This window comes from Bradyrhizobium sp. 35, from assembly GCF_023073215.1.
In the GTDB taxonomy this organism is placed as follows: Bacteria; Pseudomonadota; Alphaproteobacteria; order Rhizobiales; family Xanthobacteraceae; genus Bradyrhizobium; species Bradyrhizobium canariense_D.
The window spans coordinates 1-16,982 of sequence record NZ_JADPJC010000097.1; the positions used below are offsets into that span (position 1 = coordinate 1).

18 protein-coding genes and 7 pseudogenes are annotated in these 16,982 nt (G+C 61.1%); 6 read left to right on the plus strand and 19 right to left on the minus strand.

Annotation, left to right across the window (positions count from 1 at the left end):
- A pseudogene (locus tag IVB36_RS20540) lies at nt 1-90 on the plus strand (IS5/IS1182 family transposase); the annotation flags it as partial.
- Between the two features lie 347 nt (nt 91-437).
- On the opposite strand, the gene IVB36_RS20545 reads toward IVB36_RS20540, so the two are convergent.
- The 4 genes from IVB36_RS20545 to IVB36_RS20560 all read right to left on the minus strand — a co-directional run bounded on the left by IVB36_RS20545 (nt 438) and on the right by IVB36_RS20560 (nt 3,573).
- Nucleotides 438-980, minus strand: a complete 543-nt coding sequence (locus tag IVB36_RS20545) for a hypothetical protein (RefSeq protein WP_247392842.1) — start codon at nt 978-980, stop codon at nt 438-440.
- 137 nt (nt 981-1,117) lie between these two features.
- The gene (locus IVB36_RS20550) at nt 1,118-1,516 is read right to left on the minus strand and encodes a DUF3363 domain-containing protein (RefSeq protein WP_247367596.1); all 399 of its coding nucleotides are present in this window, start codon (nt 1,514-1,516) and stop codon (nt 1,118-1,120) included.
- Nucleotides 1,517-1,577: 61 nt separating this feature from the next.
- The gene (locus IVB36_RS20555) at nt 1,578-1,706 is read right to left on the minus strand and encodes a DUF3363 domain-containing protein (protein ID WP_247392843.1); all 129 of its coding nucleotides are present in this window, start codon (nt 1,704-1,706) and stop codon (nt 1,578-1,580) included.
- Nucleotides 1,707-2,943: 1,237 nt separating this feature from the next.
- Entirely contained in the window at nt 2,944-3,573 is a 630-nt protein-coding gene (locus IVB36_RS20560; protein WP_247392844.1) for a lytic transglycosylase domain-containing protein, read from the minus strand.
- Between the two features lie 270 nt (nt 3,574-3,843).
- Between IVB36_RS20560 and IVB36_RS20565 the strand changes: the two genes are divergently transcribed.
- Nucleotides 3,844-4,629, plus strand: coding sequence for a transposase (locus IVB36_RS20565; RefSeq protein ID WP_346731056.1), 786 nt, complete (start codon nt 3,844-3,846; stop codon nt 4,627-4,629).
- Nucleotides 4,556-4,882: a transposase gene (locus tag IVB36_RS40480; protein ID WP_346731057.1), complete on the plus strand. Its 327-nt coding sequence runs from the start codon at nt 4,556-4,558 to the stop codon at nt 4,880-4,882. The genes IVB36_RS20565 and IVB36_RS40480 overlap by 74 nt, the downstream gene beginning before the upstream one ends.
- A gap of 502 nt (nt 4,883-5,384) precedes the next feature.
- Here the strand turns inward: IVB36_RS40480 and IVB36_RS20570 are convergent.
- Nucleotides 5,385-5,897: a S26 family signal peptidase gene (locus tag IVB36_RS20570; RefSeq protein ID WP_247392845.1), complete on the minus strand. Its 513-nt coding sequence runs from the start codon at nt 5,895-5,897 to the stop codon at nt 5,385-5,387.
- Nucleotides 5,894-6,302, minus strand: a pseudogene (locus IVB36_RS20575) (DUF2840 domain-containing protein). The gene IVB36_RS20570 and the pseudogene IVB36_RS20575 overlap by 4 nt, the downstream one beginning before the upstream one ends.
- Nucleotides 6,303-6,636: 334 nt before the next feature.
- On the opposite strand from IVB36_RS20575, the pseudogene IVB36_RS20580 reads away from it, so the two are divergent.
- Nucleotides 6,637-7,686: pseudogene (locus IVB36_RS20580) on the plus strand (IS110 family transposase).
- A 55-nt stretch (nt 7,687-7,741) separates the two neighbouring features.
- Here IVB36_RS20580 and IVB36_RS20585 read toward each other — a convergent pair.
- The 5 genes and pseudogenes from IVB36_RS20585 to IVB36_RS20605 all read right to left on the minus strand — a co-directional run.
- Nucleotides 7,742-8,375: pseudogene (locus IVB36_RS20585) on the minus strand (replication initiator protein A); the annotation flags it as partial.
- A 22-nt stretch (nt 8,376-8,397) separates the two neighbouring features.
- Nucleotides 8,398-8,679 (minus strand): helix-turn-helix domain-containing protein, encoded by a 282-nt coding sequence (locus IVB36_RS20590; protein ID WP_247392846.1) that lies wholly within the window; start codon nt 8,677-8,679, stop codon nt 8,398-8,400.
- A gap of 133 nt (nt 8,680-8,812) precedes the next feature.
- Nucleotides 8,813-9,088, minus strand: a complete 276-nt coding sequence (locus tag IVB36_RS20595; protein ID WP_247392847.1) for a DUF2285 domain-containing protein — start codon at nt 9,086-9,088, stop codon at nt 8,813-8,815.
- A 294-nt stretch (nt 9,089-9,382) separates the two neighbouring features.
- Nucleotides 9,383-9,577 (minus strand): DUF6499 domain-containing protein, encoded by a 195-nt coding sequence (locus tag IVB36_RS20600; protein WP_247392848.1) that lies wholly within the window; start codon nt 9,575-9,577, stop codon nt 9,383-9,385.
- Nucleotides 9,578-9,742: 165 nt separating this feature from the next.
- Complete coding sequence (locus IVB36_RS20605) at nt 9,743-10,015, minus strand: DUF2285 domain-containing protein (RefSeq protein ID WP_247392849.1); 273 nt, start codon at nt 10,013-10,015, stop codon at nt 9,743-9,745.
- A 168-nt stretch (nt 10,016-10,183) separates the two neighbouring features.
- On the opposite strand from IVB36_RS20605, the gene IVB36_RS20610 reads away from it, so the two are divergent.
- Nucleotides 10,184-10,429, plus strand: a complete 246-nt coding sequence (locus IVB36_RS20610) for a helix-turn-helix transcriptional regulator (protein WP_236840886.1) — start codon at nt 10,184-10,186, stop codon at nt 10,427-10,429.
- A gap of 131 nt (nt 10,430-10,560) precedes the next feature.
- On the opposite strand, the gene IVB36_RS20615 is transcribed toward IVB36_RS20610, so the two are convergent.
- Entirely contained in the window at nt 10,561-11,757 is a 1,197-nt protein-coding gene (locus IVB36_RS20615; protein WP_256467266.1) for an XRE family transcriptional regulator, read from the minus strand.
- A 42-nt stretch (nt 11,758-11,799) separates the two neighbouring features.
- Nucleotides 11,800-12,465: a hypothetical protein gene (locus IVB36_RS20620; RefSeq protein ID WP_247392851.1), complete on the minus strand. Its 666-nt coding sequence runs from the start codon at nt 12,463-12,465 to the stop codon at nt 11,800-11,802.
- Here IVB36_RS20620 and IVB36_RS20625 point away from each other — a divergent pair.
- On the plus strand, nt 12,427-13,707 hold the full coding sequence (locus IVB36_RS20625) for a reverse transcriptase domain-containing protein (protein ID WP_247392852.1): 1,281 nt from the start codon (nt 12,427-12,429) through the stop codon (nt 13,705-13,707). The genes IVB36_RS20620 and IVB36_RS20625 overlap by 39 nt on opposite strands.
- A gap of 304 nt (nt 13,708-14,011) precedes the next feature.
- On the opposite strand, the gene IVB36_RS20630 is transcribed toward IVB36_RS20625, so the two are convergent.
- The 6 genes and pseudogenes from IVB36_RS20630 to IVB36_RS20655 form a co-directional block, all read right to left on the minus strand.
- On the minus strand, nt 14,012-14,176 hold the full coding sequence (locus IVB36_RS20630; RefSeq protein ID WP_247392853.1) for a hypothetical protein: 165 nt from the start codon (nt 14,174-14,176) through the stop codon (nt 14,012-14,014).
- 221 nt (nt 14,177-14,397) lie between these two features.
- A complete protein-coding gene (locus IVB36_RS20635) occupies nt 14,398-14,847 on the minus strand; it encodes a hypothetical protein (RefSeq protein ID WP_247392854.1) in 450 nt (149 codons plus the stop codon).
- A gap of 137 nt (nt 14,848-14,984) precedes the next feature.
- Nucleotides 14,985-15,798 (minus strand): annotated as a pseudogene (locus IVB36_RS20640) (DUF2493 domain-containing protein); the annotation flags it as partial.
- 257 nt (nt 15,799-16,055) lie between these two features.
- Nucleotides 16,056-16,301 (minus strand): annotated as a pseudogene (locus IVB36_RS20645) (toprim domain-containing protein); the annotation flags it as partial.
- Nucleotides 16,199-16,879, minus strand: a complete 681-nt coding sequence (locus IVB36_RS20650; protein ID WP_247392855.1) for a caspase family protein — start codon at nt 16,877-16,879, stop codon at nt 16,199-16,201. The pseudogene IVB36_RS20645 and the gene IVB36_RS20650, both read right to left, overlap by 103 nt.
- 13 nt (nt 16,880-16,892) lie before the next feature.
- Nucleotides 16,893-16,982, minus strand: a pseudogene (locus tag IVB36_RS20655) (IS5/IS1182 family transposase); the annotation flags it as partial.

The following is a 16,982-nucleotide window of genomic DNA, read 5'->3' on the forward strand; positions in this document are numbered from 1 at the left end:
AGGCGTGTTGCTACTCGCTACGACAAACTTGCCAGAAACTTCTTGGCCGCCGTCCACCTCGCCGCTCTCGTCGCTTATTGGATCAATTGAGTCTGAACCCTAGGCTAGTGCGACCAGCTGCAGCACAACATTCATACTGAACGCCGTCTGATACGCGATTGAGGGGTAGTGTCCGTCCTTTACCGGCCATTGCTCGAGAATTAACCCCGTCCCGTACTGGACGAGGAAAGCCCACCCGAAATGCAGAAGGTTGAGCACGCCGTTTGCGCGCGCGATCAGTTGGGCCGGAAAGTAATCTCCGATGATCGTAGCTGAGGACGATTGCTGATCCGACCACCGCCACAACGATCCACGACGGTAGCGACGGGAATGACGGATGCAATATCAGCGCGAGTTCGGCTGCAATGAACACAGCAGCTACGATTGAGAGCAACGTTTCAATGTTCTTGCCATGCCGGCGCAGTGAATCGGCGACCACGCTGAGCAGCAATGCGCCAATGCTTAGGGCTATCGCCATTGCGAGCAATCGAGTGACAAGGCTTGTTCGATCCAACCCTTCCACATCGCTCAGCCAGGACGCTGCCCACAAGGACTGCAGGGCCCACGCGGACCCGATACATGTTGAAGAAAATCGGCGCAATTCTCCAGAACCGCCCATCCGTATAGACGGTCTTCAGGCTGACTGTCCCTGGAGGGCTCTTCGCAGTTGCCTCATGCTCTGGAACCAAAAAATAGATCGAAGCGGCCGCGGAGGCGCTGGATGCGGCAAGCACCTCAAATAGACCGCGCCAGCCTATCCAGTTAAGCAATGCCTCGGCTGGTGCGGTTGCCGTTACCGCGCCCAGTGCACCCAGCATGATCATACAGCCGTTGATGAGCGCCACGCGCTCTCTCGGCCACTCCCGCTCGAGCGAAGGCGACCAGGGCACAAGCTGAAAGCCGAGGCCGTTCTCGATCATCGCGAAGCGTGCGGACGCCACTGACAGACGTCCACGATAATCCCCTCAGATCTGCTCACCTACATCAGATGATAAGTGCGGAAGCCCCGCTTGCTCCATGAGCCGTCGTGTAACGACGTCGAGTTCGCGGTCGCGGAGGCTTTCGATCACGTTGCGGCTTAGCCGGACCTTGTTGCCATCGCGCCGGGCGGGTCCTTGGTCGGCCAAAACATCGATGCGCCGTTCAAGTGCGCACGGACCTCGGCGCCAAACGCAATGCGCGAGAGCTCGGCAGGATCTCGCGCGACGAGCTGCCGGTCTAGCCACGTTGCTCCATCCGCCGCGACCTGCTGGTCCAGAAAGAGCTCCGAGCGAACCGCGAGCGCAATCCGTGTTCGACCACGGGTGTCCGCAAACCGGCGCAGTTCCACGATCCCACCGATCGGCCCATCGCCGGCCGCCTCGACAGCAGGAAGCTTCACGTGATGCACACGCCCGTCAATCCCGTCGACAACGGCAAAGGCTGTGCCCTTCATCAAGCCCGCGCCCGATGAGACGGCCAACGATTGGTTCGCCATGAGTTTCGCCCTCCAGTGCCCAGGATGCGGGGGTGCGGCTGGCGCCGTCCCGCGTGAGGGTTTAGTGCAGCCGCTTGATGATGTCACCGCGCTCGCCCAGCGCGCGCAAGCTCGCCTCCGCATCGGGGGCCAGAACCCGGACGGCGGGGCCCGCAGGTTCCGCCAAACCGCGCCGCGCGAGCGTCCGCATGCGCCCGATCCGCTTTCCCGCAATGGATCGCGCCCGGCATCCCGCTCGGACCTCAAATTGATAACGCCGTCCGCCGTCCCCGCTTCCCGGGCAAGCGTCCGATCGAGTGTGGTCCAGCGTTCGGCTCGTCGTGTCCGCCTCAAGGCTCTGGCGAGTCTCGAGCTCCGAACGAGGGCCAAGTTCGCGCATGACAAGGTCGCTGGCGCCGGCGCGCAAGCCCATAGCGAAATAACCGCGAGTGATGATGAGGTCGGCACCATCATCGGTACGGCCCCGCACGAGGATGTGAATGTGCGGATGCTCTGTATTCGAGTGGTCGACCGCCTCCAGTCAAGCCGTGTGCCAGGGTCGCGCGAGGCTTGGTCCATCAGCTCCCGACTGAAGCTACGCAGGCTGGCAAATTCACCCGCATTATCAGGCGAGACAATGAACCTAAAATGATGGCGGTCACCCTCGCAACGCCTGACGAAGGCGCAACCGTCCGCATCATCCGCCTCAGCGTCGAATAGTTTGCCCTGAGCGCCGTCTCGTGAGATTCCGTCGCGCTGCAGGTAACCGATATGGGCGCGCAACGCGCCCGGCGAACGCATCCGCCGCACCACCCGCGCCTTGACCATAGCACCGCGGCCGCTGGCGTTGAGCCGTGCCGCAGCGATGCTCGCGGCGCGGCCGCGTCCAAACTTTCCGCCACGGCCATCCTTGCCTCGCGAGAGGCCGCCGGCCTTCTGAGCGGCTGTGAGTACCTGCGCCACAAACGGCTTTGTCCGGGGCGCGCGCGTGGAGCGGATACGGCCGGGACGGGTCCGAAGATCATCCTCGCGCGTCATTCCGGCCGCCGCAAGGCATCGAAAGCCGTGTAAGAACAGCGCCTTAGGGAAAGCTGAACTTTGCTCCGAGTCGCCGCAATGTTTAGTCGATCATTGAAATCCATACACTTTCTCTCACAACCGACCGGCCGCACCTTGCGGCTTTTATCCTGCCGTCCTGCCGTCGTGGTCTCCCAGTCGCCGGATCCCGAAAGAGCCGTCGCGACTTGGCAGCCGGCTCGCGAAGCCCCCACTGCTTCCGAGCGCTTGCGATAGCGATCGTTACCCGAAGGGCCGAGACACCCCGAAGGGTGGCTCGGTGAGGAGCGAAGCGACGAGTAGAGCGCGGGCCGAAGGCATCGCCCATACGCCATCAACACGCGGCACCTGCTTGGTGAAGCACACGAAGGCTTGCGAACCCGCGCACTTGGTCATTGCGATACTCCCGCATCCGATCGAGGGACGAACACGCCAATAGCCCGGGGGACCATGGGCGAAACATCGGGCGCAGAGATTGCAGTCGTGACGCCGCTCGACGGCATGAGCGCCGGCAACCGAACGCGTGTTTTCATGAGACCGGATCGCGTAACGAATAGCGTTGCAGCTGCTGCTGACTGTCCGCTGGACGGCCATCTCGGCGGCAATTCGATGCCGAGTAGATTTGCAAGCTTCGCGACGTAGGCTCGCGTCTCCTCTTGCAGGGAGCCGCCTGCGAGATGCTCTTCATAGCGAGATGGTCCCGCGTTGTACACGGCAAACACGCCAGGCGAGCCGTACCGGTCGAGCAGTTCGCGCAAATAGGCCGTACCGGCCAGAATGTTGTCGTACGGATCGTAGGGGTCGTTCCCGAGACTGTAGCGCTCGCGAAGTTCCGCCCAAGTCGCCGGCATGATCTGCATTAGGCCCATTGCGCCTTTGGGCGACTTGGCGCGCACGTCTCTAGCGCTTTCGACGTTAATGACCGAACCGATCCAGTTCACCGGAATTGCAAAACGCTTCGAGGCTTCGTCGACGAAAGCTGCAAACGGGTTGCTTGCCTGAGCAACCGCTTGAGCTAACACTGATCCACTCTCGGCTAGAGCAGTACCGTCTGACGCAGCGAAAACAACCAGCAGCGACACGACAGCCCAAACACGCACGCCCGACCGAGCCAAGCATGCCGTCGTGCTCCCGCCCGTCCAGAGGAAAGCCGCTTCGCGCCGGCCATGCGGCCGCCCTTGACTGCCGCGGCGCGCGTCGGCCCTGCAAGCGTTGGTCGGGACATGGGGTAATCGCGGAGAACACTCATTGCTAGGCTCTCCGCACTGATTCCCCGTCGAAGGAGCAATGCAATGCACCCAATGGCTCAATATGTTGGTCTTGATGTGTCGCTTGAAGAAACCAAAGCTTGCGTTGTCGACGAAACCGGTCAAACGCTCTGGCGAGGATGTTGTGCATCGACGCCAGACGAAATCGAGAAACTTGTCTGCAAGCACGCGCCAAATGCTATGCGGGTCGGCCTCGAGACCGGAATGCTGTCCGTGTGGCTCTTCCACGAACTTAAGAAGCGCCGAGTGCCAATTATCTGCATCGATGCCCGTCATGCCAAGGCAGCGTTGTCGCTCCAGATTAACAAAACTGATGCCAACGACGCGCAAGGGATCGCACAGGTCGTTCGCGTTGGCTGGTACCGGCAAGTGCTGGTCAAGAGTATGGATACCTACGCAATCCGCGCGATGATCAGCGCACGCGCCCAGCTCGTCAGCACGGCCTTGAAGATCAAGAATACGGTCCGCGGACTGCTGAAGACTTTCGGTTTGATCCTCAAGATCGGAAGTCAGCGGAGATACATCCAAATTGCCCGGTCGGCGATCCAGGACAATCCGGTGCTGTTGACCATTGTCGAACCCATGTTGATTGCTCTCGGTACCCTGCAGGAGCAAATCGCAGTCTTCGACGGCGCGCTTTGCCGACGGGCATCGGCCGATCCGATCGCCAAGCGTCTCATGACTGCCCCTGGCGTCGGCGTAATTGTTGCGCTTTCGTACATAGGCACGGTCGAAGATCCACACCGGTTCAAGCGCTCGCGAAGTCGCTGCATATCTCGGGCTTACTCCTCGGAGATTCCAGTCGGGTGAAACCGACAGGGCTGGAGCTATCTCGCGTGCTGGCGACCCAGCTATGCGAACCTTGCTTTACGAGGCTGCTTGCGTCGTGCTGCGCCGCTGCTCTCGACCCTCTCCACTCCAGGAATGGGGACGCGCATTGATCGAACGATTGGGTAGCAAACGGGCAATGGTCGCAGTTGCGAGGAAACTGGCGGTCATCCTGCATCACATGTGGCGTGACGGGACGCCATTCCAGTGGGGTGCCCGCGCCGCGATCGCCTAATAGGTACAAACAGCGTGGAGATCCGCTGTCAGCGATGGCGGTGAGAGGTCCCTGCCGGGACGAGCGCCGGCGACCGCGCCATTCCTTCTGCGGCTGCAGAAATGCAGACCGCGCTCGGGACATAGCGGCGCCGACCTTCTGACGCATAAATGCAGCCGTTGAGCCAATCGGACTGCGAAGAGAACCGTGGACTCGGCAGCGACTGACACTATGGACAGCGCTTGGCATAGGATCGAAACTGGCGGAACAGTTTGTTTGTTTGGCCCAGCGAGCTCAAGCCTGGCGCTTTGCGCCCCCGCCTTCGGCGGCTCCGGGCTTGACCTCGCCGTGCCAAACAAACTTTTGCTCGCCATCGGTTCGACGGAAAGAACTAGCATCTTTGGGTGTGCTGAGAATGGGAAAGAAAGGGCTTGCATGATGGGCCGCGATTAGAAAACGGAGGAATGGTCCAGCGATCGATCGAACAGAGGAATGGCGGAGTAAGAGCGTGGAACACGCACGATCACTCCTCCCACGTCCACACCGGCAGCGCACGGCCGATCACTGCCGACGCCGGCAAGAATCCAAAATATCGGCCATCAAGAGAGTCGTGAGACTGCCAGTTCATGAGAGAGAGCTCGCCGTCTCCGACCACGCGGCAGCCCTGCCACTTCGGCAGCGGCCGGCCGCGTCTGTCGCGATCCCTCGCCTCGCCCACGGCGATGTCGTCGACCGAGATCGTGAGGCCGATTCTGCAAACACTCTGCCCCGGCAGGGCGAGCACGCGCTTGAGCATGGGGACGCCAATGGGCAAATAGCCGTTTAGATCGAGGAAGGTCGCGAGCGGCTCCGGCGGCTGCACGGCGACCAACTCAGTGACATGGAATTGTTCCGCCGGTCGCAAGCGATAGAGTCCGATCGGCACGCTCGCGGATGCATTCCAGATGTAGAGCGGAAGCGGCTCCAGGGCGATCGTCGCGGCGAGCGCAGCAGCAGCCACAAAACTCGCGGCCAGCGTCTTCAGGCGTCGCGTCATCGCATTACCCTCTGACGGTGAAGCCAGGCCTGGTGGCGCGCTGTCGTACAGGGACGCGGGTTCTCGTTGACGAACAGACGGTTATGAACGTGATGCCAATGATCAGGCGCAACATCAGCGGGATCGGTACCGAGGGCCTCGACGGCATCGACCATCTGCAGCACCCGTTCGACCTTCGGCCAACCAGACAGCCGCAGCAGGATCTGTCCGCCGGGCTTCACGTACGGTACAGTCGAGCAGCGCTGTCCCGGCGCGACCGCGCGCAAGATGTCGATCCGAGAAATGATTGTCCCAAAGTCGTTGGAGGTCCAACGGACGAAGGCAAAAGATGCTGCCGGGCTCAAATGACAGGACACGCCGGTGGCGATCGATCTTGCGTTCCTCGACAACGCGGCCGAACCGAATGCGGTTTTCGATACGCTTCTCGAGCCACAACACTTCTACTTCCGTGAGATAGCTCATGCGGCGGCTCCATGACGCTGGAGCTGGTAGCCGTGAGCTTGAGGCTCGGCGGAGAGTGTGCGTGGCCCGCAAGGGCGAGCTAGACTGACGGACCGCCGTTTCCGGGCGCCGCCAACGCGGCTTTCCGCCTGGTCCGTTAGAAGAAATCCGAAGGATTTCTGGTAGCCGGGGTACTGACCGGTGCCCCCTCGCCGGCCGTGCTGCTGCGAAAATGCTTCACAGCGATTCGCGAACGGAACGTGCGGTGCGGTCCGGCGGTCGGCGGTGGAGGCGCATGATGGACTTCTATGCAGGGCTCGACGTGTCGCTGGAGGCGACCAATATTTGCGTAGTGAACGGTGACGGCAAGGTGGTCCGGGAGGCGAAACTGGAGACCGATCCGGATGCGATCGAGCTGTTCCTGGCGGAATGGGGAATCCACCTCAAGCGCGTCGGGCTGGAAGCCTTCTCGTACAGCGCCTGGCTGTTCACGGCGCTTTCCGAAAAGGGCCTGCCCGTAATCTGTATCGAGACCCGGCATGCCAAGGCGGCGCTGAACGCCATGCTGAACAAGACCGATCGGAATGACGCGAAGGGGATCGCGCAGATGATGCGGACCGGCTGGTTCCGCGCGGTGCACGTCAAGTCGGAGGCCGCGCAAACGCTGCGCGCGCTGCTGGTCGGGCGCAAGGCGATGCTCGGCAAGGTGCTGGACATGGAGAACATGATCCGTGGCCTGTTGCGCCCGTTTGGCCTGAAAGTCGGCGAGATCTCGGTCGGCCGTTTTGACACGCGGGTGCGCGATCTCTTGGCCGGGAAGAAGGAATTGGAGGCGATCGTCACGCCGCTGCTCGACGCGCGCAATGCGATGCGGCTGCAGTTGGCAAAACTGCACCGGCTCGCGCTGACGGCGGCGCGCAGCGACAGCGCGGTGCGACGGATGATGACAGTGCCCGGCGTCGGCGCGCTCGTGGCGCTGACATTCCGAGCCACCGTTGACGATCCGACGCGATTCAGGAAGTCGACCAATGTCGGCGCCCATTTCGGGCTGACGCCGCGGCGCTATCAATCCGGCCAGACCGACCGGATCGGCAGCATCTCCAAATGCGGCGATGAGCTGACGCGAGCGATGCTGTACGAGGCAGCGAACGCGATCCTCACGCGCATTCCGAAAAATTTTAAGCTGCGGCTGTAGGGCCTGCGGCTGGCCAGGAAGAAGGGTCTGAAGCGCGCGGCGACCGCGGTGGCGCGCGCGCTCGCCGTGCTGCTGCACAAGATCTGGATCGATGGCACGACCTTCCGGTTTGGCGCCGGCGGCAAGCGCGGCCGGGTCGCTGCGGCTGTGTAAGGGCCTCCGCGACCCGGCCGCTTCCACGCGCGCCTTTTCCTTCCGCGACGGCGGAGCGGCGTCTCCCGAGCTTGCGCACGAGGCGGTAAAGCCAGCGCTCAAGTCCACCCGTCAGGTCGAAGTAAGCGCGGTCGATCGTCAGCACCAGCGCGTCGTCGATAACGCCGGCATAGAACCAATCCGGCAGAATCAGTTCGACCCCAAATGGATGTCCATTTGCATCGGCCGTCTCTTTCCACTCGTTGATCCAGGAGAAGCGGTGTCGCCGTCGTTCTGTCGGCTGACGGATCGATGTCAGCACGGTCGTTGACTGAAGTCTGTCCAGACCAGCCTTCAGGCGGTCATAGTCACGTGCGCTGGTGCCGCGGCCAACAAACGTCAGTATCTCATACGGCGTTGCAGCCATCAGGCGCGACGTCTTCAAGCCGGCGTCACGGGCTTCGACGATCTGGGATGCAGCCCAGATCAGAACGTCTGCATTCCAAATGGTCGCCATGCCATGTTCGGGCGCCGCTTCGACCGAATTGCGATCGCACCGGCACGGAAATCGATCGGTACGATCCGCTTGGTCTTTGCGAGCGAGAAGAACGGATATGCCATCAGATCCTGCGCGTCGCGGGGCGCTAGGTCACCGGGCAGCGCCCGAATAGCTCAAGCTGATCGCGCTCGGAATGGAGTTTGCGCCGCATGATCACAATCCATCCGTGGTGATCACCGACGTTCCTGGCCGGCATAAGGGCGCAGCGCGGGATGCTTCTTGGCCGGCAGCACCGTTCCCTTGCCGGGGTCGGAGGTCGATGTCTTGGCGCCCCGGTCGGCCCATGCTTTCAGGTCATCGACGGCGTTGACAACACGTCCGCCGATCTTCCGATAGGTGGGCCCAGTACCGTACGTGCGGTGCTTCTCCAGCGTGCGGCCGGACAGGCCAAGATAGCGCGCCGCCTCAGGTGTACGCAGGAATCGCGGGGGAAGACCGGCCATCGGATCGGGCATTTGAGAACTCCAGGAGGACAGCGCACTACGCTTGGCTAGGCCGGCGTGTGTGCGGTCATCATGGAGAAGCGCGATATCGGAGGGGGATGCCGAATATGGAGGGGGCGATTTTCGATACCCCTCGGCCGAGGGGCTACTTGTGCCTGCGGCCGGGCCGCAGAAGTTTGCGGTAGCCTCCGCGTACCAACGCGAGGCCGCCCTGCACCAGGCGGACTGTTCGATTGCGCAAATCGTGCGTCTTCCAGGCGCGATCAGGGATGCGCTTCTTGCCGAACAGCGCTTCGGCGGTCATGCGATAACTGCCACCTGCTGTATGCGCATCGAGCGCGCGGATGGCGGCGCTCAGGCGCTCGCGCCGCTGCTTAGATGAAAGGCAGGACCTTGCGCGCGTCCATGCATCGCGCGCCACAGCCGCCGGGCTGCATAGGCGCGCGCTTCCAAATCACCGTTAAACGGCAATTCGGCTGCGTATGACGCGCCGACCACGGGAGGCTCTTTGGACCAGACACGGTGATCCGTCGCCCCGATGCGCAGCACGATATGCCAGCCGTCGGCGGCGCGGCGCACCTGCCCCGCTGTAAGGTCGAGCAGTGGCCGAGCAGCCGAACTGCGATCGGCGGCCGAGGCGACCGTGATCGGAACGACGGTTGTTAGAACCTCAGGCGCCCAAAAGATTATCTGCTCGTCGAAGGACCGTTGGGGGTCATGGGCGAAAGCAGATGCCCCACCTCCTCCTGAACTCCGTGGTCGCTTCGCCATCTGGGCTGCTAGCGATCATCGCTTCGTACTCGCGTCGATAGTCCGCATTACGACGAAGACATTCCGAGGCGATGTCGGTGATTTCGGCGTTTTGTAGGCTCTTGTAGGAATCCGGCGACCGCCAGTCGAATTCAGGCATTGCTTCCGCCCCATTGCACGCAGTTAACAACGATTGCGGCGCAATAGGTATGAACGAAGCGGTTGTAGGAAGCCCCTAGTTTGGCACCACGTGGGGCCCCGGAATGACCACCCGTCAGCAAAAGAAAACAATTCTGCCCGCAAGACACCAGTCAGAAATCTTGTTCTATTTCGAGCCGGCGCCACGTAAGAGTCGCCCCTGCTCCGTCACCCATTCTGCGCGCGCAAGATGACTCTGATACGCGCGCAGCGCACGATCCGGCTCTCGCTCTGGGTCCATATGCAAGACCACTCGAGCAACTTCGCGCCAATCCGCTCCCTCACCATCGGCCTGCAAAAGGCGAATGTACGTGACGACATGCTGTTCGTCATAGTCCGTCAGCGCCGGCTCGTTCGGCGCAACATCCGCGACGTCAGGATCTAATTGCGGTTTTGTCATAAGCCCCTCAACAAACAGCAAATGATTCAAATTTCCCTGATTGGCCGAGTTCGTCCGCACTTCTCATTTTAGCCTCATTGCGGACTAGCCGACGAGCGGGCGGGTCGAAATACATACTATAGAAGATAAACCTCGTAGTATGTAAAGACGCAATTTGCGCCGATGGACATGCGCAAGTTGGTCGGTCGGAATTTCGCAAGATTGCGGAAGCAGAAGCGCTTCACGCAGGAGAAATTCGCCGAAGTGTCCGGATTCACCCAACAGTATATTAGCGACCTAGAGCGTGGCCGTCGCAATCCAACGGTCGTCACTCTATTTGAGCTCGCCAGCACTTTGGGCGTTAGTCATGTCGATCTAGTCCTCCCAGATGATGAGGCACGAGACGAGCGACCAAGACTTGGCAAACGGCGGTGATTGCTTTGCAGCCGGACACTATGTCGCTTCGGAAAAGCTCGAATGTGTTAGTGACGGGTACAAAAGCAGTGTTGCGCATGGAAGCGCGACACGGGGCTAGCGAGACTTTGTACTCACTGATCGGCTGAGATCTACTTCCATGCAAAGGGAACGACGATGCCTTGCCCTCGATCGAGGGGGGCTTCACGGTTAGCTGGCGCTTTGAGTTGAAGAACTTCAGCCGCAGGCGCAGAAAACCAGCCCGGCGGAAGCGATGTGAGGTTTTCAACGTCACCAGCCGACATCGTGAATTCGACTGCAAGCAAATCCGCCTTTGTGCGAACGCCTGCATCGGCGATCAGATTCAAAGCGTTTGCGAGAATGCCCGGCTCTGTGAGCGGCCAAGCATCATCAAGTGGCTCTTCTCGATTCCAACCCTTGGCGGAATAGAGCTTGTACAGATCCACGTCATAGCCTTCGGGAATAAGTTCGAGATCTTTGAGCCGCTTGATTTGAGCCTTAATGGAAACGCGCCATCTCTCCTTCAAGGTCTCCAGCACGGCGAGCGACGGGCGCTTTACTTCGCGCGGGTAAGTGGTCGACGGCAACAGAAACGCACTTGCGAGACGGAAAGCTTGCACTTCGATCTGTTTGAGATCCATGCGCAGCTCTTCGGGAGAGACGTGCCTGTGCAGAACGGCATGCGCTAGCTCGTGAGCAGCATCCATCTGCCGGCGCGGAAACGACATCTTGTCGGTTGCCAAGAGTATATGCGGCCGTCCCTCTGACGCAGACCAGGTGCAAACGCCATCAAGCTTGGCGGTGCCCATTTCGATCGAGCCGACGGTAACCCCGATCCGTTCCAGCAAAGCGACCATATCCGTGCATGGCCCCTCGCCTATCTTCCAATGTCGGCGCAGATCAAGCGCGATACGTTCGATATCTTCGTCGCGCAGCTGCTTGTAGCTTGCGCCAGCAAGGACATCAGGGATATCGACCTTCGGGAACTCGACATAGTGCTGCAGGATGGAGCTGATTTCCTGCAACCATCGCAGCTGTGACTCCTGATAATTGATATCGCGAACAAGCGTCGAGGACAACGAGCGGTAGAAGAGAGCGTGGTCGTTCTCGTAGGTTGGACGAAGGAAAAATTCCCGACGAACCTGGAGCGTCTCCGTCAACGCGGCCATGGCGTCGGCGTCCGGCGCGCTTGTGCCGTCTTCCCAGCGCGTGACGCTGCTCGAATTTACGCCAAGACGTCGCGCCAACGCGGACATACTTGTTAGCCGCCGCGCTGCCCGAATTTCGGTCAGACGCGCCGGCACGAATCCGGGGGTCCCTACTCGCATGTATTCACCAATGTCGAACGTTGCTTTTGCCCGAAGGAGAAATCAGCCTTGGGCATCACCCTCCTCGCTCTTGGCCGTCGGTGCCTCAGGCGGCACAAACGGTTTCACACCCTTGTTCAACGTAACCTTCGGTTGGTCAACCGTCGGCGGCGCAATGGGCGTCGGCGCCGGAGCATCGGGTTCCACATCGCCGTCGCCCGCCAGGAACGACTCTACGGTTTCGTAGTAAAGGAATCCCTCGTAGCTGGACTCGATCACGCCGATCGCGATCTCCTCGATCTTGCCGGCGCGTTTGCGGTCGCGGGCAACCAACAGGGTGACAAAGATGTCGCCGATCTTCGGCCCCTTACCGTCGAAATCCAGCCGCAGCGAGAGCTCGTAGTTGACCGTCACGCCAGCCAGGCGAGACTTGTTCTTCGCCGGCAGCGTGCCGCTCTCCGGCATGCTGGCCAGCGCCAAGATGACCCCCTGCCGTTCATGCTCAAAGCGCATGAACGGCTGGTGCACCCGCAAGTCCGTCTTCGGGATGACGCCGCCTTCGAGCAGATGACCGCCGTGCTCGGCGCAGACTTCCTCGAACCCCTGCTCGCAGATGCGGAAGCGAGCCTGGCCTTCGATGGCGCGGGCGCGCACTGGCGTCAGCCCTTCAAAACCATCGCGGACGACTTCATGCGCGTGCAGCGCATCGGCATTGATTGCGATCCTCAAGATCAAGGATCAAAGAGCCCGGCAACACCCGGCGGAGCCGGAGGCGAAGGGGAGCAAGCATGCAGTTCCTCGATTCGTGCGCTGGTGCAAATGGCTTTGAAGCTCGTGCTGGAGCCGATCTTCGAGGCGGACTTCTATCCGACCTCCTATGGCTTCCGGCCCGGCCGTAGCACCCATGATGCGCTGGCGAAAATCCAGCGACGACTTCACCCCACACCCAGCGGCACTTCCGAGTACCGCTTCGTGATCGAGGGTGACATCAAGGGCTGCTTCGATGCCGTCGATCATCATGTGCTGATGGAGCGTGCGCGCCGACGCATCGGGGATCGCAAGGTCCTTAGGCTCGTGCTCGCCTTCCTAAAAGCCGGTGTCATGATCGAGGGCACCGTCCGCCACCCTGTTACGGGCACCCCGCAGGGCGGCATCATCTCGCCGTTGCTGGCCAACGTCTATCTGGCGGCCATCGACGAGAGATACGGACGGTGGTCGATGCGCCCTCGCGAACGACCGCAGAATGCAGCCGACCGGCGGCTTTACGATCGCCGGAGAAACAGGCCTACATTCTACGCCGTACGTTACGCCGACGACTTCGTCGTGCTGACGGACGGGACCCGCGAGGAAGCAGAAGCCGAAAAGTTTGCGTTGGCGCAGTTCCTCAAAACGGAAATGCGCATGGAACTGTCGATGGAAAAGACCAGGATCACCGGCGTCGAGGAAGGCTTCGACTTCCTCGGCTATCGGGTGGTGCAGACCAAGGCACGCCACACCGGACGTATGGTCGGTAATCTCTTCATTCCGAAGAGCAAGCTGAAAGACCTGCGCCACAAGACCAAGGTCAGGGTGAAGGCGACGCCGACAGGCCAAGCCCTTGCCGATCTCATCGACGATCTCAACCCGGTCATCACCGGATGGCGAAACTACTACCGCTACGCCACGTGGGCCACGCGGGACTTCGCCAGTCTGGATTGGTGGCTGTGGGAGCGCATCGGCCGATGGCTGCACAGGAAGCATCCTAAGACGACGTGGCAAGAGCTGCGTCGCCGCTTCCAGGCAACAGCGCCCGACAGCCGCTGGCGATGGGTCGACGGACCGAAATCGCTGCGGTTCTTCCGGGAAGGCGGATCACTCCACTTCCCGCACCGGGGCATACGCATACCGAACGGATGGAACGATCCTGGCGAGAAGTTCCGCAAAGGAGCCGATCGCTTCTGGGCGTCGTTCAACACCCTCATGGACGCGTGAGGATCACACGCGGCGTAAGCGGCGCATGGAGAGCCGGTTGCTTGGAAACTTGCACGCCCGGTTCGGCGAGAGGGGCGCAGAAACCATCCGTCGCAAGACGGACAGGCGCTGTGCCCCTACTCTACCTGTTGTGTTTCGAGCCCGCGACCGCCGCGGCCTCGATGGCGATCTAGGGCCGAGGACGATCGGCGACGCACCCGCTCGCGGGCCGGAGCGCAGCGGAGGACGTCGTTGTGGCGACTTTCTTGTCTCCGAGGAATGGGCGAAGCCCAGGGGAAGAAAGTCGCATCAACGGCGTTGCGGCTCAGACGATCGAGGCGAAGCCGGTCTTCGGCCAGATCAAGCCATCAACGAGGCCATGTGCGTCCGCGTGCTGAACCACAATCTTGCGGAGAAGCGTGGCTATCTCGGTTTTGATGAACAAGAGGTCGGAACGATTCAGCGCGGAAAGAGAAACAATCTGCTGCAAAGGGCGGCATCGTCTCCCAAGAACGAATCGAGGCAACACCGCTCCGCCGCGGCTGCGTGGGCCAGACCGGATGCCGCGGCTTGGTCGAGGAGTTCGGAGGAGGATTGCCTCTCCCGCGATCAGGCCTTAGTCATCGCTCAGCGCGCCGATCTACGCGAACCTGTTCGTCGATGAAGGCGGTGAACGGTAATCCTCTCGGGCCATGGGGCCGTAAGAACTGGTTAGGACGGATTCTCCACCACCCCGCCCGGCTCGAACGGGCGGGTCTTCGCCAAAACCATCAAGCGCGTCCATGACGTAACGCCAATGCAGACTGCGCCGAGGCAAGCGAAGACCTCACGCCAAGCCGGCGAAGGCACCCCGATATGGGACACCGCGAACACCACATGATAGCCGGCGACAGCGGCGGGAACAGCAAATGCTGTCGCGATCGCGATTTGCAAGGCCGAGAACCGAGTGACAGCAAAGGCGACCTGGCCTAGGACGAGCGTCAGGGCACCGCCGGCCGTTCCAAGAAGCAGCGCGCCGATGAGGCCGGCACCGCTCTGAAACGCTATCATCCCGATACTCAGTGCGACGAAAAACGGCAACGCATACACAGCGAGCGTAAAGATCGCCCAGCAGAACAAGCCGATGCCGAGTGTGTTGAGAACAAGCCCAATAGCGAGCATGGTGGTGGCTCCATGTGCATAGATGTACCAGTTGCGCCTTCCACCACCACCACGGCGCAACTATGGATATGAGACTGAAAGGAGGCGGAGTTGCGGCGTGAACAATTTCCCCTCGATGGAAGTCGAGAAGACGGTGCTCACGCGCCGCCGAACCTCCAGACAGGGATGCTGAGTCGCTTCGCCTTATCGGCGAGGTTGTCCTGGATGCCCGTGCCCGGGAAGTGCATGAGGCCGATCGGCAGGAGTTCGAGCATGGCGTCGTTCCGCTTGAAAGGCGCTGCCTTAGCATGCTTTGTCCAGTCGGGCTTGAAAGCGATCTGAGCTACCTTGCGGGTGGTCGCCCATTTGGAAGCGATCAGTTCGGCACCCTTCGGGGAGCCGCCATGGAGCAGGACCATGTCGGGATGCTTGGCGTGAACCTTGTCAAGACGATCCCAGATGAGGTGGTGGTCGTTGAAGTCGAGCCCACCTGTGAGCGCGATCTTTGGTCCTGAGGGCAGCATGACCTCGGTCTCAGCTGCGGCGCTTGGCTGCGATGAAGTCGCGGGAGTCGATCATCGCTGCGGTCAGGGTGCGGTGGTTCACCAGAGATCCCGATCGGGGGCGCCAGAATGAGCCGGTGTGCGTCTCAAAGCGCTCGATGGCCTGGTCGCGGAAGAGCTCCAAGCAGTTGCGGCGCTCGATCAATGTGATGCCTTCAGCCGTCAGGCGCTCGAGTTCGACCGATCGAACTTCGGAGCCGTTCTGCTCGCGCTGGCTCTTCTGCTGCGCCTGTTCGTTGTCGTCGAGTTGGCGTTCGATGCGGTCGACGGCACGATGGAACAGGTTGACAGTCGACCAGAGCAGATCGTCAAGATCCGGCTCGAGCCGAGTGTCGCTCAAGGTCGCGACCAGGGCATCGAAGATGTCGGCGACGGCTACGGCGACGATCCTGCCCTCGGGAAGCGGCCGACCGGGCTAGAACCCGAAGGGCCGAAGCGCAGCGGAGGATGGCGGAGGCCGGCTATTTTGCTTCGCGATGCAAAGCGCGCTGGCCAGATAAATAATGTGTCTTCCATCGCCCACGCGCGGCGGAAAATAGCCGGACGCAGCCATTGCCGGCCCGAGCCGCTTGCCGTCCGATCGCCCTCTAGAAGGCCGTGGTCGCGTGCTCTTCCGGCATTGGACGCGTCGTGACCGGGCTGTCGTCCCCGATCGAAGTGCACGGGCTATTCCGCAGCTACCGTCGGAGAATGCAGGAAGCGGACGACGTCCTCCGGTACGAGTTGAAGGAGCAACGCTGCTCGGAGGGCCTCGAGGCCGAAGATGTGCAGATCTTCGTTGAAGTCGCCCAGTCGAGGCGACAGCGGGATCACTTCAATCCCGACGGCTTCCGCGCGCTGGGCGAGAATAGCCTGTCCGGCATCTCCCGCGGCATCGTTGTCGCGGGCGATATAGAGACGTCGCAGGCCAGACGATGTCCATGTACAAGACAGGGCCTTCCAGCTTTCTGAGAGTCGCATCGCGAAACCTGCCCGTAAAAAGGCTCAAGGGATCGCCCGTGAGCGAACTCTGCGTCTCCAGGGAGGATGCGATCTGGATGATCGCCCTGAAAGCTTTCCTTCGGAATGCGAAAGAGGCTATCCTCCGACTTTATGAGCCGCGTTCCCGACTGACACGCATCGACCACTTTGACGACCAGCGCAGCATTTGCGGATCGCAAGATGGCGTGAAGCTCGGTGGTCGACAACCCAGTCAGGTTGGGGTGCTTGGGGTCAAAGTCTGTGGCGCAGTAAAATAGTTCGCCCTCATGCCCGTGCCCATGCCCCGTGAAATAGAAGAACAATTCGTTCGGGGCCGAGACTTTATGGACAGCGTCCCGCAACTGTTGCTTCAACGCATCTGCATCGACGTTTTCTATCGTCGTTCTGGAATCGTACTTTTGCGTGGCCGCCAGGAGTTCGTTCATGGCCGCGAGATCGTTGACACAACAATCCAGCTTTTGCAAATTGCGATACCGGCTGTTGCCGATCAGGATTGCCGCGTTTGCCATTTAGGGTTCAGACTCAATTGATCCAATAAGCGACGAGAGCGGCGAGGTGGACGGCGGCCAAGAAGTTTCTGGCAAGTTTGTCGTAGCGAGTAGCAACACGCCT